This is a genomic window from Alloscardovia venturai, assembly GCF_042676605.1.
Taxonomy (GTDB): Bacteria; Actinomycetota; Actinomycetes; order Actinomycetales; family Bifidobacteriaceae; genus Alloscardovia; species Alloscardovia venturai.
In genome coordinates this window covers 135,128-157,289 of the sequence record NZ_JBHTHQ010000021.1, presented here as the reverse complement: position 1 = coordinate 157,289, position 22,162 = coordinate 135,128, and the positions used below count along the sequence as shown (strand labels likewise).

Genomic DNA, 22,162 nt, shown 5'->3' with positions numbered 1-22,162 from the left:
TAATATGACTTCCCTACACGCACCGTATCTTAACGAAACTATTGACGAGCGCTACCTCATTCTTCGGAAAATTGCAGATGGCGGTATGGCTACTGTTTATGAAGCTACTGATCAGCGCCTTCATCGTCGTGTCGCTGTAAAAATCATGCATTCGTCATTGGTAAGCTCTGACCACAGAAACCAATACGTTCAGCGTTTCCATCGCGAAGCTCAGGCAGCTGCTCACATCGAAAATCCCCATATCGTGCATATTTATGATGTAGGAGAAATTAACGGGGTGGGTTACCTTGTCATGGAGTACGTCGACGGTCATACTCTGCGCGAGCTCATGTATACACAGTCCCCCTTTAATGTGCGTAATACATTGACAATCATTTCGCAAGTTCTTGACGGTCTTTCAGCGGCTCACGATCTCGACATTATCCATCGTGATATTAAACCCGAAAATATTATGATTAACTCGCGGGGAAACGTCCAAATTGCAGATTTTGGTCTAGCTAAGCATATCAATAATGCAACTTTAACTCCCACTGGCACACTTCTCGGTACTGCAACATACATTCCACCGGAAACAGCGATGGATAATACTTCCGTCATTGCCTCTGATCTCTACAGCACCGGTCTCGTGATGTGGGAAATGCTCACAGGACGTCCGGCGTTCGAGACAAATAATCCTGTAACCGTTGTCTATAAACACGTACATGAAAATGTTCCGCGCCTTGTAGATCTTTTCCCTCGCATCCCAAAATCTGTATCAGACTTTGTCTCTCATCTTACCGAGCGTGAACCTTCACGGCGTCCGCCTAACGCAGGTGTAGCTCTTAAGGAACTACATGCTCTTTCTAATTCTCTATCGGAGAGTCAATTAGAAGTACAGGTTTCGCGCAGTGATATTCCTCATCCACGAATTCATACTGCTCCTGATGTATCATCAAAAATCTTATCCGGGAAAGATTCTCGTACACAGAGCATTCTTGATGACGCAACTCCTGCACGCATGCAACGCTTCAAGAAGATCCGCACGTGGATTGCTTCGTATCAAACTACCGTAGCCGTTACAGCTATAGTCATGCTCATTCTTATCATTGTGGGAACGGTCATGTGGTGGGATAGTTATGGTCCTGGAAGCTATATATCTCTTCCCGCAGCCTCTGACATCTCATGCCAAGATACTTCCCAATGTACAGTTCAGGGCGCAGACGCAACTCAATACAAGAAGCTCCTTACTAGTCGAGGATTAAAGTATGTCGTTACTTACTCGCATTCTGACACAGTTAAAAGTGGAAAGATTATTTCAACAACCCCATCGCGCGTTGGCTCCCATATTTCTAAAAAGTCCGCTCAGGTGACGATGGTAATTTCAACCGGAATACAAGAGATTACTATTCCTTCGGATATTACTGATCCAGATAGTGTACATGGCAAAAATCCGATAAAGACACTTAAAGATTTAGGATTTACTCGCATCTCGCACTCAGACAGCGAGGACATTTATTCAACCGAAGTTCCCAAAGGATCTGTCATATCTATAGAGCCAAAAGCAGGAAGAACTGTCGCACATAACCAAAAAATTACAGTAGTTCTATCTAAAGGTCTCAAGGAAGTAACCATGCCAGATCTTACTGGTATGACACGTGCAGAGGCGATAGATACGCTCAATAAATTGAAATTGAAGGCAACATACAAAGATGACTTCTCTGACTCGGTTCCTGCTGGCTCTGTCGTAAAACAATCAGAAAATTCAGGAACAAAGCTACATTGGAATGACAAAGTAACTATTACTATTTCTCAAGGTCCCCAGACCGTCACGATTCCTGACGTTCGCGGCAAAAGCATAGCTCGCGCACAAACTATGCTTGAGGATTTGGGACTAAGAGTAGTCATTAACAACAAAGGTGGCAGCGACGTTATGCGGCAATCCATCTCCCCGGGCGAAATCGTTTCTGTCATGACCGGTGGGAAAAAGACGAATATAACTCTGACCACGACTACTCAAAAGCCTGCAGACCTCGATGATGAAGACGATTAGATAGCTAATTGCCAAGAAGCTTTTTGGCATCTTGAGCATACATATCTACATACTCCTGCCCACTCAACTCTTGAATACGACGCATTAATTCATCAGTAAGATTGCGTATGTCATCATGTGTGATGTGAGATGCTGGCTTTTTTTCAACCTGGATAGGAACCCCATACACACAAGTAACACTTCCCTTATCGGGAATTGACTGCCCAGGTTTTTGCACATCACGAGTACCTATTAAAGCAGTTGGAACGATAGGACATCCTGTTTCAATTGCAAGCCGAGCAAAGCCAGTATGTCCCTTATATAAGCGGCCGTCAGGACTACGTGTCCCTTCTGGATGGATGCCGAAGAGTTCGCCCGAAAGAAGAACCTCTTTAGCAGTTTGCATCGCATCAGCAGATTTTGCACCACCTGACCTATCCACAGGAAAAACGCCAACAGATGTAAACCACCACTTTTTGAACTTACCCTTAAGTCCTTTTCCGGTGAAGTAGTCTGATTTCCCCATAAAATGTACCATGCGCGGACATGTCAATGGAATAACTGCATCATCGATGACTGCCAAGTGGTTTGCAGCAATAATAGCTCCACCAGACTGAGGTATATTATCGGTTCCAATAGCTACGGGGTTGAATCTGTGACGTGCAATTCCGCCGAGTGCCTTGACAAAAAACCAGTACAACACACATACCTCCACTGATCTTGGGGCTGAACGCACAACCTCGTAGAATAGTTTTATGACTAACTCCCACCTTAGCAAATCGCAAGAAAATGAACAAAATTTCAGTTCTGATGATGCACTATGGCAAGAATTCGTTTCCTCTCATGAAGATGACTTGAGAAGCGTCGAGAATTCACGCGCTGCAAAGAAGTTTACGAAGAAAGCTCATAGAATAGATAAAGAGGAGAAAAGGAAAGATGGACAAGAGGAAAAGTATCAGCATAAACTCAGTGTCAAAGACTTTGATTCTCAAGCATTCACGAGCAATACTCAGCCAACTCGAGGATATTCTATCTCATGGCTAGATGCCGATGATATGTCTAATCATTTTCAAGCACCACAACCTCAGAAAGGCACAGCTCAGTTGTCGATTGTCATCGGTGCAGTAATGATAATTATTGGGTTTATCGCAATTTTTGTCTCTTTTATGGCTATTCCCTTTGCTCAACTTATAGCAGCTGTCGGCGGGATTGTGCTCCTCATTGGCTTTGCCCTTATTGGAGTATCTCGTAAATCTTTATCGAGAGATAAGAGAGATCATAACGCACGCTCAGATAGTGCAATCGTCTAGGCATATCGAGACTATTAATGGCGCGGAACGACTCAGTGAGTCGTTCCGCGCCATATCTCATACTTCCGCTACATGCAATCTATTGCGGCACAAAGTTTTACCACGTTTACTTATTGAACTCTTCCTTGTAGTAGAGCAACGCCAAATTCGCCGCGCCAATTAAGCCAGCATCCTGCCCTGCTGTAGCTGCCACGATCTCCGAATGTGGACGGTAGGCACTAGCTTGTAGGAAACGTGAATAGTTATATCGCGCAGGATCGAGAAGGATATCTCCAACTGCCACTACGCCACCACCGATGACATAGACATCAGGATCGAGAACAGCAGATATAGCTGCCATCGTGCGGCCTAACCATTCGCCAATTTTATTAAAGGCATAGAGCGAGATGGCATCCCCCTCAGAAGCTGCCTTAGAAACCATCTTGCCGCGCAACTCATTAATATCTCCTCCACACAACTCAAGGAGACGAGCTGCATCTTGAGGACGACGACGAATGGCAGAACGAGCAAATCGTTCAAGTGCGTTACCAGAAGTATAGCGTTCAGCACAACCACGGAGACCGCAACCACACGTGTCGCCATCAGACACCATAGGCAGATGACCTAGCTCTGCAGCCATACCGTAAGAACCGCGGAAGAGTTTTCCATCGATGACGATTGCACCGCCAAGACCTGTACCGACCGTTAAAGCGACCATATTCTTGTGCCCTTTTCCGGCACCGTGGACATACTCGCCCCATCCTGCGCAATTAGCATCATTCTCCACAACAACAGGTACTTTATGGTCGATAAGCTCCTCAATACGGTCTGCAAGAGGATAATCAACCCACCCCTGAATATTTGCTGCAAAGCTAATGGTGCGACGGTCCTCTTTCACATTACCTGCTGCTGAGATACCGATTGCTACAATATCATCAAACGACTTTGAAGCTTCCTTAAATAGGTGTGCAATATGCTCATCGATGAGCTCTGCTTCTTCTGGTGTAGGTACTGTCCACTGACGCTGAATGACATCATTTTCGTCACACACGCCTACAGCGATTTTTGTACCACCAATATCAACTGCCAAAGAATGCATTTTTCCTCCATAAGTTTGGCTTACGCCACACGTGCACAACAATAGCACGAATACTAGGCTAATATACGTTCACGTTATTGGTAAGAATGTATTATCACCATGTAAAAAATGCGTGAGAGGAGTCAATCCATCATGACGACTCCCCTCACACATGAAGTTACATAATCTTACTTCTCAGATTTTACTTCTCATTGCGACCGTGACACATCTTGTACTTGCGTCCAGATCCGCATGGGCATGGAGCATTTTTGGCAGTACCCGGGAATGTGCGTCCATCAGACCAATCACTATGGAGTTCTTCACTCTTTGGACGCTTAGTTGTAGGAACCTTCCCCTCAGCATGACTGATTGGCGCTGCACCAGTAACATGGCCTTCGTATGAATGCGAGATATGCAACTGTGTGTCTTCTTCCTCTAACGCAGCAGCTGCTTCATCATCAGAGTCTGAAACGTCCTCCAATGGAGCAGAATAGCTCAAATCTTCCTCTTCTGATGCTTCCTCGGTCGCTTCAGCGTCACGCGCAACCTGCTCAATATCAATGTTGAAGAGTAGCTGAATAGTTTCTTCCTTAATGGAGTCCACCATGGAGTTATACATCTGATAGCCTTCACGCTGATACTCTACTAGTGGATCTCTTTGACCCATGCCACGAAGACCAATACCGTCCTTCAAATAGTCCATTTCGTAGAGGTGCTCACGCCATTTGCGATCCATGACAGCAAGGACCACACGTCGTTCTACAGAACGCATCGCCTCGGAGCCGATAAGCTCTTCACGCTGTGTGTATTCCTTATTTACCTTCGAACAAATTAAATCTGCAAGCTTAGTACGCGCCTTATCACCTTTGAGCTTACCTAATTGCGAACGAAGTGCTTCCTCATCAAACGCGCTGTCAGTTATGGTAGACATAGCCTTCCACAGCTCTGCCAAATCCCACTTTGCAGGTACATCTATCCCCTTTGTGGCACCATCGACATACGATGTGACGACGGAGCTCATGAACTTCTTGATATCATTTGAGATGTCCGCACCTTTAAGAACTGCCTGACGTTCTTCATAGATAACCGTGCGTTGTTTATTCATTACGTCGTCATATTTCAAAACGTTCTTTCGCGTTTCAAAATTGCGTGACTCTACGGACTTCTGCGCTGTACGCACACCGTTAGAGACGGACTTTGCCTCAATAGGCGCTCCCTCAGGCATTCCCTTCGCCATGACGCGTGCTACAAGCTGAGTATTAAATAAACGCATCAAATTATCTTCGAGAGATAAGTAGAAGCGAGATTCTCCAGGATCACCCTGACGCCCAGAGCGACCACGAAGCTGATTATCAATACGACGAGATTCGTGACGTTCAGTACCAAGGACATAAAGACCGCCAAGTTCCTTGACTTCTTCATGCTCTTCCTTCGCTTGAGCCTTCATCTCTTCAAGCGCTTGAGGCCACAAGCGCTCATACTCTTCTGGCGTATCTTCTGGTGAATACCCCTTGGCCTTCAACTTCGCATCAGCTAAGAACTCAACGTTTCCACCGAGCATAATATCGGTACCACGACCAGCCATATTAGTAGCAACAGTCACTGCCCCCTTGCGCCCAGCCACTGCGACAACCGCAGCCTCAGCTTCGTTATGCTTAGCGTTGAGCACTCTGTGAGGAATATTAACCTGTGTGAGCAAAGTGGACACAAGCTCAGAAGCCTCAACAGAAGCTGTACCCAACAATACTGGCTGACCCTTTTCATGACGTGCTGCTACATCCTTAACGATAGCAACAAGCTTTTCCTTCTGCGTACGGAAAATTAAATCATCCTGATCTTTACGAATCATCGGACGGTTTGTAGGGATAGGGATAACGCCAAGCTTATAAGTATTCATAAACTCAGCAGCTTCAGTTTCTGCAGTACCAGTCATTCCTGCAAGTTTGTCATACATACGGAAGTAATTTTGCAAAGTAATTGTAGCAAAAGTTTGGTTCTCAGCCTGAACTTCTACACCTTCTTTAGCCTCAATCGCCTGATGCAAACCTTCGTTGTAGCGACGGCCATGAAGCATACGACCAGTATGCTCGTCCACGATGAGTACTTCTCCACCTTGTACGACATAATCCTTATCGCGCACGAAGAGCTCCTTCGCACGAATCGCATTGTTAAGGTAACCAATGAGAGCAGTATTTGCTGGCTCATAAAGATTATCTATGCCTAAGAAATCTTCAATCTTTGAGATACCAGAGTCGAGTATGCCAACAACTTTCTTCTTTTCGTCGACCTCATAATCCTCGTCACGATTAAGCTTGAGAACGAGTTTTGCGAACTCGCGGTACCACCGAGTGACATCACCTTCAGCTGGTCCTGAGATAATCAATGGAGTACGTGCTTCATCAATCAAGATAGAATCGACTTCATCGACGATTGCAAAATTGTGCTCACGCTGTACAAGTTCAGACTTATTCCACGCCATATTGTCGCGCAAATAGTCAAAGCCAAACTCATTATTTGTGCCATACGTAATGTCCGCGTTGTACTGCTTACGACGCTGTTCAGGCTTCATATCAGTTAAAATACAGCCAACTTCCATACCCAATGCACGGAATATACGCCCCATAAGTTCAGACTGATAGCTTGCTAAGTAGTCATTGACAGTAACAACGTGTACGCCTTTGCCCGTAAGAGCATTGAGATAGCTCGGAAGAGTTGCGACCAACGTCTTGCCCTCACCGGTTTTCATCTCAGCAATATTGCCCCAATGCAATGCCGCGCCACCCATGAGCTGTACGTCAAAGTGTCGCTGCCCGAGTACGCGCTTTGCAGCCTCACGAACTGTCGCAAAAGCTTCCGGCATTAAATCATCGAGAGTTTCACCATCAGCTAGACGTGTCTTGAATTTAGCGGTCTGTTCTTTGAGTTCAGCATCAGTAAGTGCGCTAATATCTTCCTCGAGAGCGTTTACTTTATCCGCTACAGCCTTGAGCTTTTTCAGCTGCTGACCTTCACCCATACGCAAGACTTTTTCAAGTACTGCCACGTGTTTCTCCTAATTTTGCTCACATATGTGATTTGCCTACAAACTTTTCTCATAGTACGACATAGCACCGATAACGTTCAACAAAAAGTGGGGACGCCACTACTGGCATCCCCACTCATCTCTCTTGGACGCTAAAGGTTCTTCTGGCTTTCGATTTCAAATACACCGTAGCTATATCCATGACGGCGATATACCACAGAAGGACGATTAGTCTCACTGTTTACGAAGAGGAAGAAATCATGACCAATGAGTTCCATTTCGTACAGCGCCTCATCAATTGTCATCGGTTCCGCGATATGAAGCTTACGACGAATGACAATCGGGGTATCACCTACCTGAACCTCAACAGATTCACCTGGCTCAAGATCACCAGCGACAGCTTGCGCAGGGGTAAGCGGTTCATACTCTGCCACCACTTCATCAGTTTCTGGCTCTACAACACCCAAATCAACTGCTGCGGCTGCTTCATAGCCACGATGATGATCCTTACGACGATCACGTGTGCGACGAAGACGTAGCGTAAGCTTATCAAGTGCTAAATCAAGAGCACTTAAATCATCACTACTCGATGCTTCTGCTCGTACAACTGTACGTCCAGCAATCACTGTGAGTTCTACGCGCATCGCTGTATCTGCAAGACGAGGATTTCCTTCATGCGATAATACAACTTGGACACGCTGTGTATCCGGTGCAATGGCAGTTACACGATTCATCTTGCTTTCTACAACATCACGAAACTTCGGCTTAATTTGCAGATGACGACCAGTTACCACGATTTCCATGGTGACCTCCTTAGAAAGAGAATCGCTAAGACGTTAACCTCGTTGCTAACGTACTTATATTTTAACTCTTTTTAATTTTTTTTCTACTTTTTCCATCATAGAAATCTGCCATTAAACATGGTAGACTCAAAGTTTGTGAGACCTCTGGGTGGCCGCGGTGAATAGCACTGAGGAACTTCCGGGCTCCGTAGAGCACGATGGCGGATAACGTCCGCCCAGGGTAACCTGAGAGATAGCGCAACAGAGAGTAGACCGCTATTTGTTCTTTCTCATGAAGAGCAGATAGTAAGGGTGAAACGGCGGTGTAAGAGACCACCGAGCTACTGGCAACAGGAGCTGCATGGCAAGCCTCATCGGGAGCAAGGCCAAGTAGAATGCATCGAAACTGCTCGTTTAAGCATTCGGGTAGGCTGCTAGAGCTTGACAGCAATGTCAAGTCGAGATGGATGGTCACCCCTTTTATGAGGACAGAACCCGGGGTATATGAGGTCTCACACTAATTAAATATATCGCTCTGCGCTTGACGAATGAGGTCTGGGGAGTGCCCCTTTCGACCTGCAGCAGACCACAAACGTCGTAGCCTTACTTGGCGATCTAGTCCGCGAGTCTTTTTAGCGATTTTTTCAACGAGCGCATATGCAGAGTCGTAAAAAGAGCCTTCTTCCTTTGCCTCATCAACTACTCGACGAGCAATATCTGCGTCAACTCCCTTTCGGGTGAGCTCTCGGAACGTGCCACTCTCTCCCATATCACGCGAAATACAGTATCGTACAGCCTGACGAGCATATGCTTCATCATTAACGAGACCTACACATATAAGCCTTTGGACAACAACATCAACAATCTCATAAGAAAACTCTTTCTTAATGAGACGCTCGCGTAGAGCTTCAGATGGGCGGGCGGCAGCATCAAGAAGTCGTAGCGCCGCCTCTTGACACTTATTCTCTTCATCGCTTCGATGGAATGTTTCTAATGTAACTTCGCTAACAGCCTCGCCAACCGTACGCTCGCCACGTTTATCGACGTCAGTTAAATCGGCCTGTTGCTCATTAGCAATAGACCGATTTTTCATAAAATCCTCAGCGGAAATCACGCCTTACTCCGCAGAAGCTTCAGGAGAAGAAGTCGTATCAGAACCCTCTAAGCTCGTCTTTTCAGGCTTCGGAATAAGACCGTATTCCATTTTGACCTTAGTTTCAATTTCTTCTGTCAAGCCTGGATTATCAATTAAGAACTGCCTTACCTTCTCACGTCCCTGACCAAGCTGATCGCCATCATAGGTAAACCAAGAACCTGACTTCTTGACAATACCGGTTTGTAAGCCCATGTCGATGACAGACCCCTCACGAGAAACACCCTCGCCATAGAGAATGTCAAACTCAGCTGACTTAAAAGGCGGGGCCATCTTGTTTTTTACAACTTTAACTCTTGTACGGTTGCCGACAGCATCCTCGCCATTTTTCAAAGTCTGAATACGACGAATGTCCATACGCACAGACGCATAAAACTTTAAAGCCTTACCGCCAGTAGTTGTTTCAGGATTTCCAAAGAAGACGCCAATCTTCTCACGAAGCTGGTTAATGAACACTGCCGTTGTATTAGCCTGGTTGAGAGCACCAGTCATCTTTCGCAACGCCTGGCTCATTAACCGTGCTTGGAGACCCACATGACTATCTCCCATCTCACCTTCAATTTCTGCTTTTGGCACCAATGCAGCGACAGAATCAATGACGATAATGTCAAGAGCTCCTGAGCGGATTAACATATCAGCAATTTCAAGCGCCTGCTCACCATTATCCGGCTGAGAAACAATTAAAGAATCCGTGTCTACCCCTAGGTGCCGTGCATACTCTGGATCAAGGGCATGCTCCGCATCGATAAAAGCTGCTACGCCACCTTGTTTCTGAGCATTCGCCACTGCCTGAAGAGCGATAGTTGTTTTACCAGAAGATTCTGGTCCGTAGATTTCTACAATGCGACCACGCGGTAACCCACCAATGCCCAGAGCCATATCAAGCGCTAAGGATCCTGTAGGGATAACCTCAACATTTTCTATCGGCTTATCCCCCAAACGCATAGCTGAACCTTTTCCAAAGTTCTTCTCTACCTGTGCCAAGGCGGTATCAAGTGCTTCTTGACGCCTATCCTTTGCGGTGGCTGCATCTTTCTTCGCAGTTGCCATTGCTTTCTCCTTATATGTGAAGATACCTCCACTGTACTTCATCGCGGCACAGGTATAACACGTTTAAAAATCAATGTGTACTGATGTGAATAACTATATCAGACCTATCGAACATTTGTTCGAATATTGTGTGGTTGCCCTTAACTCCTCATTAAATCCTACTTATCTTCCACACCTATCGCCCAGCCGGCATAGGAGGAGCATTATGATCCTTGCCCCACCGACGAGAATCGGGAATATCCATCTGATCACACAGAACGTTCCATACGATGCGTGGCTCTTCACCACGAGCAATCGCTTCATTAGCAGTAATTGAGCCTAATTTATCTAAAGCTAAATCACTAGCAATTGAACGCCCATAGGAACGTCCAAAAACCTCCTCAAGTAGCTGCCAAAACTCTCGCTCACGCATAGACATAGAAAAACCTCGCTCTATAAAAGTCAATTAGCCATTATAAAACGAGGTATATCATCTCTTTACTACGCGCGCATCATTTGCTAGCGCAAACCAGCCTCTTCATACTCACGCACACGTTCAGCCACCATAATAAGCATGTCAGAGAGCTTGACATCTAATGCCTCAGTTATCGAAGCAAGAAGTTCTGAACTCGCCTCTTTCTGTCCACGCTCTACTTCTGACAAGTATCCGAGGGAAACACCCGCTTTCTGACTTACTTCACGCAATGTCTTGTGATCATTTGTACGCAATGTACGTAGAACATTACCCTGTACCTTACGCAGTGAGAAGCTATCCACATCGACAGGCTCACGTCGGCTCACAGAAGAAATATCTGCTACAGACTCATCACTTTCAGAATTTGCCCACATACGCCCACGAGCAGCTTCACGTTCGTTCTTCGCCTGACGAGCCTGCTGCGCTCTCAAAACTTGCTGCTGCGCAATTGCAACTGCACGAAGCTGGGCAGGTGTAAGGTTACGCATCATAGCTTGTTTGCTAGCTGCGCGTTTCATCTCCTCTACTGTAGGAGTCACTTGCTCACGTACGTGTACAGCTGTTTGAATCATAATTCCTCATTTCTGTCAGTACTTGAACCAACACCTATGAAGTCCGCTTTATTCCCAGCTCCCCACAACACGTATTAAATGTGAGTGTCGTCACAGCTGAACACAATGCAACGCAAATTCAAGAACTTCTCGAACCGTTGTACGTCGCACCTCTTCTCGCGAACCTGACAAATAGAGTTGTCGCGAAAAAACATTTGTTGGAGATAGTGCTACTGCGATAAAGACTGTCCCAGCAGGAATATCTCCATCAGGTCCCGGTCCCGCAACGCCCGTCGTAGATAAAGCAATACCGGAGCAATGAAAAACTTGCAACGCTCCTAATGCCATATGTTCAGCAGTGTAAGCGTTCACAGGACCATGCTCATCTAGGTAGCTCTCATCAACTCCAAGAATATACTTTTTTGCCGAAATCGCATATGAATTGATTGACCCCAAATATGTTTGCGACGCGCCAGGAATTCGTACAAAAGCATCTGCTAAGAGTCCGCCAGTAAGGGATTCTGCACAGCACAACTGTAGTCCCAAACGCTGGCAAGAATCTAGAACTTCACGAGCCTTATCATCTTGTTCCTCCGACGTGGAAGACATAATGCCTATTTCCTTCCCACCATTCGCTTAATTAAGGCTTACTACTTATCGCCTTTGCTCTGTACGCGAGGTCCAAATGTATTTACCAAGTATTCCGCGCCTGAATACAAGCAGAAGAATAACGCGATAAGAACAATAGCTACGCCTGCCCAATAATAAATCTTCCAGCCGAGACCATTCATGTTTCCTGGTAGGACAGACCACAACGGTAGTGTAAGCATTCCTAGCCCTATGCACTGAGTCAATGTTTTGAGTTTGCCAGCATGAGATGCTGCGATAACTCTGCCCCCTGCATCGATGACAAAGAAACGCATAATAGTGATACCAATCTCGCGAATAGCAAAAAGAATAGTAACCCACCACCAAATTTCACCAAATGCAGACAAAATGAAGAATGCAGACAGAATAAGAAGCTTGTCAGCAATAGGATCCATCAGTTTGCCTATATCGGTAACTTGATTGTATTTGCGCGCTAAATAACCATCTAATTTATCAGTTGTCGCCGCAATGATGAATAAAATCCCAGCTACCCATCGAAATGCAGTATTCCTCAAGCCAAAGGTACCGGCAGCAATTGCGAAATACATGAAGGCAAACATCATGATAATACGAATATAAGTTACAATATTAGGCGCATTATTCCAGCCCTCAAATGAGAACTTCTTCTTTTCTGCCATTTTTTTCCTCACGATTGTATGTCTTATCACTATCATAACGTGGCTCACGAAAAGAACCACATTATGCCGCATCTTCTAAGTTATTTTCCTCAGAGGGAGCATCAATGTTTGCTCTATCACCCCTGATAAATGCAAGAACCTCTTGTAATTGCGACGGCTGAACGAGGACTTCTCGCGCCTTCGAACCTTCGGACGGCCCCACAACCCCTCGTGATTCCAGCAAATCCATCAGACGTCCAGCTTTTGCAAAACCAATACGTAACTTGCGCTGCAGCATAGACGTAGACCCAAACTGTGCACCCACAACGAGCTCAGCCGCTTGTAAGAGCTCGTCCATATCATCGCCAATCTCTTCATCGATAGCTTTCTTCGTATCCTGCTGCGCAGCCATCTGCTCAATGTCTGCACGATATGAAGGTTTACGCTGAGTCTTAACAAAGTTAACGGCATCACGAATTTCAGATTCAGATACCCAAGCACCTTGTACACGGATAGGCTTCGGCTTGCCCATCGGGAGGAATAGCGCGTCACCTTGACCAATGAGTGCTTCTGCGCCAACAGAATCCAAAATAACACGAGAATCGGTAGCAGACGACGTAGCGAATGCTAAACGTGATGGAACATTTGACTTAATCAAGCCAGTGACAACATCCACAGACGGTCGCTGAGTAGCGAGAACTAAATGAATTCCAGCTGCACGCGCAAGCTGAGTAATGCGCTGAATGGAACTTTCCACATCATTCTTCGCAACCATCATCAAATCTGCCATCTCATCGACCACGACGAGGAGGTAAGGATACGGGGCAACTTTACGATTTGAACCAGCCGGTGCATGAACCTTTCCAGCACGAACTGCCTCATTAAAGTCTTTCACATGTCGGAAACCAAAGAACTGAAGATCATCATAACGCGCATCCATCTCCTTTACTACCCATTCCAAGGCTTGAGCAGCACGTTTAGGGTCTGTGATAATCGGCGTTAAAAGATGCGGAATACCAGCGTATGCGGTCAACTCCACACGTTTCGGATCCACCATGATAAGACGGACTTGTTCAGGAGTTGCCCGCATCACAATGGATGTCAGCATGGAATTGATAAAGGATGATTTACCCGAGCCAGTAGCACCAGCCACGAGTAGATGCGGCATAGCTGCAAGATTCGCTGTGACGAAGTTACCCTCCACATCCTTGCCAAGACCGACTGTCATAGGATTTGGGTCATTTATAGCCTCTGGAGAACGCAATACATCACCCAAATGTACAATTTCACGATCAACATTTGGAATCTCGATACCGATAGCGCTTTTGCCTGGAATTGGAGACAAGATACGCACGTCTGAGCTTGCAACCGCATACGCAATATTACGTTGAAGATTTGTTACTTTCTCTACTTTTACGCCAGGACCAAGCTCAACTTCATACTGTGTTACTGACGGTCCTCGCAAGAAACCTACTACATCAGCATCGACGCCAAATTCTTGGAAAGTGGCACGTAACGCCTGAATAACACGCTCATTCGCCTCGGTCCTGACTGCGTGTGGCTTACCTTTGACCAGTAAATCAAGGCTTGGTTTGCGATAATTGGGATCGTCAAAGTTTGAGGATGAAACTGCAACTTCAGCGTCTGAAGTATCTATTACTGGAGATGAATGAACATCATCTGAACCATCTCTTTCCTCCCCCTCGCCATCTGTCGGAGAAACAACTGGAGAAACAACTGGAGAAACAATAGCTGGAATTGCTACAGTTTCATCATCGCGTGACTGATTCGATAGAAAGCCATTTAATGCATCTTTGCGCCCTGCCTGCGCCTGCTCCACACCGCTCAAAAGTGGGCGTGTAGGACTGATGGTCTCGCTTTGCTCAGTAGAGATAGAGGGGGACGAGTGCACTGCCGACTGGCGTTCACGAGATGCATTATCATTGACACGCACTGCCGTGTCAAATGCCTTGTCACCTTCATACTCGTCAAGCTGAGTATCTGTTTCTTTATGAGTAAAACGCTGGAAAATCGCTTTCCACCATGGTATCCGCGATTGATTGTCTTCATCTGTACCATCGTGTGCAGGAACGCCAGGAGCAAATGCTAAAGTTTCATCATCATCGCTAAGCTCACGAGACGAAGAAACATCAGAATCTGAGTCAGTATCGCTCTTGCGAGTCAAACCAAGCAAACGCGGAATTTCAGCGATGTGCAATTGGAAAATCATCAATACGCCGAATATAGCGATAAAAATAAAAATCACAACTGCAAATGGTTTAGAAAGCCCCCAAGCAAGCGGGGACCCTAAAGCATGACCGAATATTCCGCCTGAATTGCGCAAAACTTCCCAGTTGAACTTCTTCATATCTGAAGCACGAAGAACGTCTGCTAATGAACAAATAGACCATACGAGAATTACCCAACCAGACACTACTCGTGTGTTTTCTGACTCCAAACTAGAATTTCTGATAAGGCGGAATGCCACGAAGAGCAGTATGATAGGCAGTATCACACTCATCAAGCCAAAAGCTCCACCAGCAATCATGTGGAGAAAACGCCCCAGCACTCCTTGTACTCGGAACCACTCACTCGCCATGAGAAGTACGCTCATAATAATAAGCGCAAAGCACCATCCGTCAAGCCGAGCATCATCATCTTGACTTCCCGCGCCAAAAACGTCTCGGATAAGAGTGCCAAAAGCACGCGGAATGAACAAGAGCGCTTTAACCCACCACGCTTCAGGAGCATGATACTTTTCTGCCGATGCGGCATTACTTGTACGACTCGAGGAAGTGCCAGTCGTGCTTCGCTTAGACTGAGCATCTCGAGGACTTTTAGAAGATGAAGTTGGTCGTGCCATAACGCTTAATAGACTAGCGAAAAACTAAGACCTTACGTCTCACCTTCGACAACTAGACACCACTACTCCACATTGCCTAAATGATGCTGTACATACTCATCCGCATGCTCGTCGAAAATATCAAATTCTCCCCGATCTGCACGTAGAACGAGTGCGCAGGATTGCTCAACAAGGTCGGTATCGGTCGCATTAAGCCAATGAACACGCGGGTCGCGTCCGAACCAGCCCATTTGTTTACGCGCTAGCCGTTTTGTCTTCTGTGCAATCTGCTCATATGCTTCATCTTCGCTAATTTCCCCGTTAAGGTAACTCAGTATCTGAGGATATCCCAGCGCTCGCGATGCTGTCTTTCCCAGTTTTCCGCGAAGCTCTTTAACCTCGCGAGTAAAGCCTTCTTGCCGCATGAGAGTAGTTCTCTTCTCGATTTTTTCATCCAAGATGTCACGCGAAAGATCTAAGCCTATCTGCACTGTGGGAATAACATAAGAGTAACGAGGCATTGTCGATGAGAATGGTTTTCCAGTCAGCTCGATAACTTCTAAAGCGCGAATTGTGCGACGAACATTACGCGCATCCATATGGGAAGCGGCCTCTGGATCTTTACTCGCCAACTCCTCAAAAAGAGCATCCTGCCCTACTCGTTCAGCTTTCTCTTCTATACGTGTACGGAGTCTCGCATCAGTTCCCGGAAAGCTTATGTCATCGATTGCTGCACGCGCATAAAGACCAGACCCCCCAACGAGAATAGGTCGTATTCCTCGCGATTGGAGATTGTAAATCTCACGACGAGCTAGCTCTTGAAACTTTGCAACAGACATATCATCGCTTGGCTCAACAATATCGATGAGATGATGACGTATCTGAGCACGCTCTTGCTCACTTGCCTTCGCCGTCCCGATATCCATCCGCCTATACATCTGATATGCATCCGCGTTCACAATCTCACATGAGACCCCAGTCAGACTTTCGAGGTGTTGCGCAAGATTAATTGCGAGCGCGGTCTTTCCTGATGCTGTAGGACCGATAATAGAGACAACTTTAAGGTTTGCTGTCGTCGCCTCATACGCCTCATGAGAATCGTCATAGTTAGTGCTGCAACTCATATGTATCTCCACGACGAATGTCAGGGTCTGCAATGAGATAGTGTGCCGAACTCTCGGTGACAGTACACGTGATAATGTCGCCGATGGCTGGCTGCTCATACCCCTCAGGTATTCCGATATGAACGAGATTTCCACCTCGATCTCGCCCCGAAATTCGCTGAGTTTGTTTATCTTTGTGTCCTCGCAATTCGGTGACAAGCACTTCTACTTCACGCCCAACAAAACTAGACATAATATTACGAGAAATCTCTTCTTGAATTGTGAGCAGTCTTTCTAAACGTTCATGAGATACGCGTGGATCTATCTGTTCCATTGTCGCTGCAGGTGTACCTGGTCGTGGCGAATATTCGAAGATAAATGCAGAAGTAAAACACGCTTGGCGCACAATATCTATAGTCTGCTGGAAATCTTCTTCCGTCTCGCCAGGAAATCCTACAATAATGTCGGTAGTGATTTGTGCATGTGGAATTGCTTCACGCACCTTGTGCAGAATACTCATAAATTTTTCTGTACGATAGCTACGACGCATCGCGCGTAAAATTCTGTCTGACCCCGACTGCAGAGGCATGTGCAATTGCGGCATAACATTTGGCGTCTGTGCCATAGCAGCTATCACATCATCAGTAAACGCTGCTGGGTGTGGCGAAGTAAAACGTACACGTTCTAGTCCTTCTATCTGCCCACATGCACGAAGCAATTTCCCGAACGCATACCTGTCCCCTGTCGAGTATCCGTAGGAGTTCACGTTTTGTCCGAGTAGTGTTACTTCTTTGATTCCGCGCGATACGCAGTCTTCAATCTCAGCAAGAATATCTCCGGGTCTACGGTCCCGCTCTTTACCGCGCACAGCAGGGACGATACAAAATGTGCATGTATTATTGCACCCTACAGAAATTGACACCCATGCACTGGCTTTGGATGCGCGCACAGTGGACAACTCACTAGGAAATTGTGTGAGCTGTGTAGCCACTTCTACTTGAGAGTGGTGAGTACGTGACGCTTTGTGAAGTAGCTCTGGCAGCGAGCCGATGTTTTTCGTACCAAAGACAGCATCTACCCACGGGGCTTGTTCAGTAATGCGCGCACGGTCTTTTTGCGCCATGCATCCACCAACGGCAATTTGTATATGTGGCTTAGCACGTTTGAGTTGTGCGAAACGACCAAGCGTGCCATACATTCGTGTCGTAGCATTTTCACGGACTGCACATGTATTGAGCACGATGAGGTCGACATCATTATCTTTAACCTGTTCCTGTGAAGCTTTGCGATATCCATCTTTTTCCAGCACACCAGCAATTCGCTCGGAATCGTGCGCGTTCATCTGGCATCCAAGAGTGTGTATGTAATATACTGGTGCGTTGTTCATAACCTTAGATATTAGCGAGCGCACCTTAAAACTTTCCTCTCCGTGTTTTATACTGAAGGTCGATAGTAAAGAGGTGTTTTATGATACTCGACCGTCAAAACCCTATCTCTATGGCAGATATTACTCAGGCGTTAGTTGGAATTGCAGATTCTATCCCTGAGCTCGATACACCAGAAAATGAAGAAGAGATTCTGAAATTTGGTCTCGATTTTGAGGCTCTTATGCAGGCATATCGCGGAGCCATGCAGGAAATTAGCACAAAGCTTGAAATCCTCGATGATGAATATCAAACTCGTTACTCTCATAATCCGATTCATCATATGGAAAGACGCATGAAGTCTATCACTTCTATAGCAGGGAAACTCGCTAAGCATGACCTGCCCCTATCCATCGAAAGCATTGAAAACAACGTGTTTGACGTCGCAGGTATACGCGTGATGTGTAATTATGTCGACGATGTGTACGCTATCGCAAGTCAGCTCAGTCGTCAAAGTGATATCGCAATTCTAGAAGTTAAAGACTATATTAAGCATCCGAAAGGATCTGGATATCGCAGTTTACATGTGATTTACTCTGTACCCGTCTTTCTCACCACTGGCGCGAAAGATATACCTGTCGAAGTGCAGTTCCGCACCATATCTATGGATTACTGGGCAAGCTTAGAGCATCGTTTACGCTATAAGAGCAACAATGATCCTCAACGCATTGCTATGCATGCAGCGACCTTACATAATGCTGCTAAAGAACTCTATGAGATTGATTTGCAACTCCAGCAAGTTCATCGCGATTTAGTGTCCGCTCCGCACAAAGATTCACTCTATGAGTAAAAATCAGGTAGACTTCATAGATAGATGGAAAAATAACGAAGGAGAATTATGACTGACTTCACTTCCACACCATATACATCCACTGACCAAGTCAGCTCCACAGCGGATGCGTCAGCTAACTTTACTATAGGCGTAACCCACGTAGATATAGAGAAAGCACAGCGCTCTGCTGTCACTCGCACCTACTTAGAAATGACTGTCGGTATCATTATCACTGCGGTCGTAGCTTGGGCATCGTATGCATTTGATTTGTACTATAAGTTCCTCGCAGCGACCGGCGTGTTTGGATTCTGGGGTCTTATCATCGCTCAGATAGCACTGGTTATATTCCTCTCTGCTCGTGTAATGAAGATGAGCACAGCAGTTGCACGTACTGTTTTCTACGCTTATGCAGCATTGATGGGGTTCACACTTAGTACTATTTTCGCCGTCTATTCGTATGGAAGCATCGTTATCGCTCTAGCATTTAGTGCCGCATTCTTCTTTGCGCTGACCATGTTCTCCTTGACAACCAAAATGGATGTCCTCAAACTCGGACCAATTCTAGGCGTAGCGTTAATCGTCCTCATCGTCGCCGAGGTCATCATGCTTATCGCAGGTATCAGCCTCAATACCATGGTTTTGTCTGGAATTTCACTCATTATCTTTGCTGGTTTTACCGTGTATGACACTCGTCAGACACGCGTTATATTGAGCTCCTTCGGAGATAATCTTGAAATGGTTAAGCGTGCATCTATTTACTGCGCATTAGACCTATATCTTGATTTCATCAATATGTTTATTGATTTACTCAGTATCATCAATCACGATTAACTTCAGAAGTTAATTTAAGAGAATCCTCGGCTGTCTACAGTCGAGGATTCTCTTATCTATCTAACTTGTGTAGAAATCTTCTACTTCTGCGTGCTATCCAACGAATGCACACCCAGATACTCACTGCTACGAGTGAAACTCCACCAGTGAGTAGTAAATCTTGAACAGTACTTGGTGCATTGAGCTGGAAGAACTTTGCGATAAAAGGTATATACGCACCGGCGACACCAGCAATTGTAAAGAAAGCTACAAGCCACCCCCTCCATGACTTAAGAGGCCTAGAAATACTTGCCAGCATCACAATACCTAAAACGAAGAGAACTGCTACATTGACTGTACGAAGCTGGACCATATGCTCTGCAAGATCTGTCCATCCCATAATGCGCGGAACGAAGAAGGTGGATGCAAGGACACTTACTCCAGTCGCTAAACCAGCGGGGATAGCAATGCGTAAGACACGTTGGAGAAAGCCCGGAAGATATCGCCGCGTATTTGGCGCTAATGCAAGGAAGAATGCGGGCGTTCCAATCGTAAACCAACCGATGTAAGTCATATGTCGCGGCAGGTAGGGGAAATTTAATCCGAGAAGTACAACTCCCAAGGATATGACCGTAGAATATGTCGTCTTCACGAGGAATAGGCTCGCTACTCGTTCCATATTCGCCATTACTTGACGGCCGCGAGCCACGACATCCGGTAAGTGGGAGAAGAGAGAATCGACAAGAACGACCTGAGCTACTGCTTTCGTTGCAGAAGCAGCATTGCCCATAGCGATGCCGAGATCTGCTTCCTTCAAAGCCAACGCATCATTGACGCCGTCGCCCGTCATAGCCACCGTATGTCCTTGCGAATGAAGCGCCTGAACAATAAGTTTCTTTTGATGAGGAAGCACGCGCCCCACTACATCAACATCTTCAAGAACAGTTGCAACCTCCTGCACGGTATCAGGAAGATCTCGCGCATCTATAGAGCGAGGCATACTCTCCCCTGTAAGTTTGACCTTATGCGCGATAGCGGCGACTGTTCGAGGATTGTCACCAGAGATGACGCGCGGGCGTACTCCCTGCTGTCTAAACCATGCAAGAGTCTGCTGAGCATCAGGACGCACTGACTCTGAACACACCACAAGAGCCTGAACACGCGCGTTAGGATTGATAATCTCTAATATGTCTGATTCGTCTACATCTCTATCTGTTTCATGGGATGTCGCAGCATAAGCGAGCACAAGGACGCGCGCCCCGCTATCCGCAATCTCTTGGACACGAGTCATCACCGCGCTCGAGTTAACAGACAAAGCTGCGGTAATAATTTCTGGCGCACCAAAGAACCATTGCTGTCCATCAGCAAGAACTATGCTGCTCCATTTGCGTGCTGACGAGAACGGCACACGACTTTTAAGTGACATCTGTGCAAAGGATTGTTCATACTCCTTTGCTAGTCCTTTTTGCACGGCTTGAGCGGTTGGATTTAAGACTTCCTCATGAGTTACTGCGTACAAAGCACGTTTGATATCTTCTTCGCCGATATCAGCATGTGGTAAGACAACGACATCATCAAGAGCTATACCCCCGTCTGTCAGTGTTCCTGTCTTATCGAGATTAAGCGCATCCACTCGTGCAAGAGTCTCTACAGCTTCCAACTCCTGGATAAGAGTATTCTTCTGAGCAAGTCGATACGCTGCGAGTGCAAAATTCAAGGATGTGAGCAAGACCAGCCCCTCAGGAATAAGACCTACTATCCCTGCCACAGCCTGAACGATAGCATCTCGCCATGCACCGGTAGAAATTGCCACGGTCCACCCGCCGACAAGCCGAATCTGCGACCAGATGAGTAAAGCGCACAGAGGAACCACGATGATAATCATGAACTTAAGAATCTTATTGATATCATCGTTGATATCTGAATGAGTCTTTGTGAAGACCTTCGCTTCCTCCGTAAGTTTTGCAGCATAAGAATGAGCGCCAACTGCCGTTACTCGGATAAGCGCAGAGCCGGAAACGGCTGTAGAACCTGAATAAACACTATCGCCGATATCTTTTTTTACAGTCCGTGACTCGCCGGTAAGCATTGATTCATCAAGTTCAAGTCCGTAATCTTCAATCACCTGCCCATCGGCTGGGACCTGATCACCTGACTTAATCCATAACACATCGTCAAGCACAATGTCATCATGACCGATTTCTTTATCTGCGCCGTCTCGGCGTACAGTATGCTTTGCGGCGACAAGAATAGACAACCTGTCGAGAGTAATTTTTGAGCGTACCTCAGTAAAGATACCGATGACGGTATTAATGATAATGACAAAGCCGAAGACAGCATCCTTCCACATTCCCGTGATAAGAACGAGCAACATCGCTGTGAGAATGATGGCATTAAAGAGCGTAAAAATATTGGAACGAATAATATCGGCTGCAGAGCGAGAACTTTCCGTCTTGAGCGTATTTGTTTCACCGCGTTGTATGCGTTCACGAACCTCGTTTGATGAAAGACCTGAGATACGAGAAACTTGTGAAATCTGTGAAGCCTGAGAAACCATAG

At 46.2% G+C, this 22,162-nt stretch carries 18 protein-coding genes and 1 other RNA gene; 5 read left to right on the top strand and 14 right to left on the bottom strand.

The window, feature by feature from the left end:
• Positions 1-4 precede the first annotated feature (4 nt).
• Positions 5-2,029 carry a Stk1 family PASTA domain-containing Ser/Thr kinase gene (locus tag ACFQY8_RS04055; RefSeq protein WP_377938622.1) on the top strand — a complete coding sequence of 675 codons (2,025 nt, stop codon included), beginning with the start codon at positions 5-7 and terminating at the stop codon, positions 2,027-2,029.
• Positions 2,030-2,033: 4 nt separating this feature from the next.
• Here the strand turns inward: ACFQY8_RS04055 and ACFQY8_RS04050 are convergent, their stop codons facing one another.
• Positions 2,034-2,711 carry a lysophospholipid acyltransferase family protein gene (locus tag ACFQY8_RS04050; protein ID WP_377938621.1) on the bottom strand — a complete coding sequence of 226 codons (678 nt, stop codon included), beginning with the start codon at positions 2,709-2,711 and terminating at the stop codon, positions 2,034-2,036.
• A gap of 52 nt (positions 2,712-2,763) precedes the next feature.
• Between ACFQY8_RS04050 and ACFQY8_RS04045 the strand changes: the two genes are divergently transcribed.
• Positions 2,764-3,318, top strand: a complete 555-nt coding sequence (locus ACFQY8_RS04045) for a hypothetical protein (protein ID WP_377938620.1) — start codon at positions 2,764-2,766, stop codon at positions 3,316-3,318.
• A gap of 106 nt (positions 3,319-3,424) precedes the next feature.
• Here the strand turns inward: ACFQY8_RS04045 and ACFQY8_RS04040 are convergent, their stop codons facing one another.
• The 3 genes from ACFQY8_RS04040 to hpf form a co-directional block, all read right to left on the bottom strand.
• Entirely contained in the window at positions 3,425-4,396 is a 972-nt protein-coding gene (locus tag ACFQY8_RS04040) for an ROK family glucokinase (protein WP_377938619.1), read from the bottom strand.
• A gap of 181 nt (positions 4,397-4,577) precedes the next feature.
• A complete protein-coding gene (secA, locus tag ACFQY8_RS04035; RefSeq protein WP_377939191.1) occupies positions 4,578-7,391 on the bottom strand; it encodes a preprotein translocase subunit SecA in 2,814 nt (937 codons plus the stop codon).
• Positions 7,392-7,549: 158 nt separating this feature from the next.
• The gene (gene hpf, locus ACFQY8_RS04030) at positions 7,550-8,200 is read right to left on the bottom strand and encodes a ribosome hibernation-promoting factor, HPF/YfiA family (RefSeq protein ID WP_377938618.1); all 651 of its coding nucleotides are present in this window, start codon (positions 8,198-8,200) and stop codon (positions 7,550-7,552) included.
• Between the two features lie 136 nt (positions 8,201-8,336).
• Here hpf and rnpB point away from each other — a divergent pair.
• Positions 8,337-8,698: RNase P RNA component class A (rnpB, locus tag ACFQY8_RS04025), an RNA gene on the top strand.
• Here the strand turns inward: rnpB and ACFQY8_RS04020 are convergent.
• From ACFQY8_RS04020 to miaB, 9 genes are all read right to left on the bottom strand, one after another.
• Positions 8,697-9,272: a regulatory protein RecX gene (locus ACFQY8_RS04020; RefSeq protein WP_377938617.1), complete on the bottom strand. Its 576-nt coding sequence runs from the start codon at positions 9,270-9,272 to the stop codon at positions 8,697-8,699. The two genes, rnpB and ACFQY8_RS04020, sit on opposite strands and share 2 nt — an antisense overlap.
• Before the next feature lie 24 nt (positions 9,273-9,296).
• A complete protein-coding gene (gene recA, locus ACFQY8_RS04015; RefSeq protein ID WP_377938616.1) occupies positions 9,297-10,382 on the bottom strand; it encodes a recombinase RecA in 1,086 nt (361 codons plus the stop codon).
• 175 nt (positions 10,383-10,557) lie between these two features.
• Positions 10,558-10,794 carry a DUF3046 domain-containing protein gene (locus ACFQY8_RS04010; RefSeq protein ID WP_377939190.1) on the bottom strand — a complete coding sequence of 79 codons (237 nt, stop codon included), beginning with the start codon at positions 10,792-10,794 and terminating at the stop codon, positions 10,558-10,560.
• Positions 10,795-10,880: 86 nt separating this feature from the next.
• Complete coding sequence (locus tag ACFQY8_RS04005) at positions 10,881-11,408, bottom strand: helix-turn-helix domain-containing protein (protein ID WP_377938615.1); 528 nt, start codon at positions 11,406-11,408, stop codon at positions 10,881-10,883.
• A gap of 90 nt (positions 11,409-11,498) precedes the next feature.
• Entirely contained in the window at positions 11,499-11,996 is a 498-nt protein-coding gene (locus tag ACFQY8_RS04000; RefSeq protein WP_377938614.1) for a CinA family protein, read from the bottom strand.
• A 41-nt stretch (positions 11,997-12,037) separates the two neighbouring features.
• Positions 12,038-12,673: a CDP-diacylglycerol--glycerol-3-phosphate 3-phosphatidyltransferase gene (pgsA, locus tag ACFQY8_RS03995; protein ID WP_377938613.1), complete on the bottom strand. Its 636-nt coding sequence runs from the start codon at positions 12,671-12,673 to the stop codon at positions 12,038-12,040.
• Between the two features lie 61 nt (positions 12,674-12,734).
• Complete coding sequence (locus ACFQY8_RS03990; protein ID WP_377938612.1) at positions 12,735-15,515, bottom strand: FtsK/SpoIIIE family DNA translocase; 2,781 nt, start codon at positions 15,513-15,515, stop codon at positions 12,735-12,737.
• A 62-nt stretch (positions 15,516-15,577) separates the two neighbouring features.
• A complete protein-coding gene (miaA, locus tag ACFQY8_RS03985) occupies positions 15,578-16,618 on the bottom strand; it encodes a tRNA (adenosine(37)-N6)-dimethylallyltransferase MiaA (RefSeq protein WP_377938611.1) in 1,041 nt (346 codons plus the stop codon).
• A complete protein-coding gene (gene miaB / locus ACFQY8_RS03980) occupies positions 16,602-17,984 on the bottom strand; it encodes a tRNA (N6-isopentenyl adenosine(37)-C2)-methylthiotransferase MiaB (protein ID WP_377938610.1) in 1,383 nt (460 codons plus the stop codon). Before miaB ends, miaA begins: the two co-directional genes overlap by 17 nt.
• A gap of 80 nt (positions 17,985-18,064) precedes the next feature.
• Here miaB and ACFQY8_RS03975 point away from each other — a divergent pair, with 80 nt between their 5' ends.
• Both ACFQY8_RS03975 and ACFQY8_RS03970 read left to right on the top strand, forming a co-directional pair.
• The gene (locus ACFQY8_RS03975) at positions 18,065-18,811 is read left to right on the top strand and encodes a GTP pyrophosphokinase (RefSeq protein ID WP_377938609.1); all 747 of its coding nucleotides are present in this window, start codon (positions 18,065-18,067) and stop codon (positions 18,809-18,811) included.
• Positions 18,812-18,859: 48 nt separating this feature from the next.
• On the top strand, positions 18,860-19,624 hold the full coding sequence (locus ACFQY8_RS03970) for a Bax inhibitor-1/YccA family protein (RefSeq protein WP_377938608.1): 765 nt from the start codon (positions 18,860-18,862) through the stop codon (positions 19,622-19,624).
• 52 nt (positions 19,625-19,676) lie between these two features.
• On the opposite strand, the gene ACFQY8_RS03965 is transcribed toward ACFQY8_RS03970, so the two are convergent.
• The gene (locus ACFQY8_RS03965; protein WP_377938607.1) at positions 19,677-22,160 is read right to left on the bottom strand and encodes an HAD-IC family P-type ATPase; all 2,484 of its coding nucleotides are present in this window, start codon (positions 22,158-22,160) and stop codon (positions 19,677-19,679) included.
• Positions 22,161-22,162: the final 2 nt, after the last annotated feature.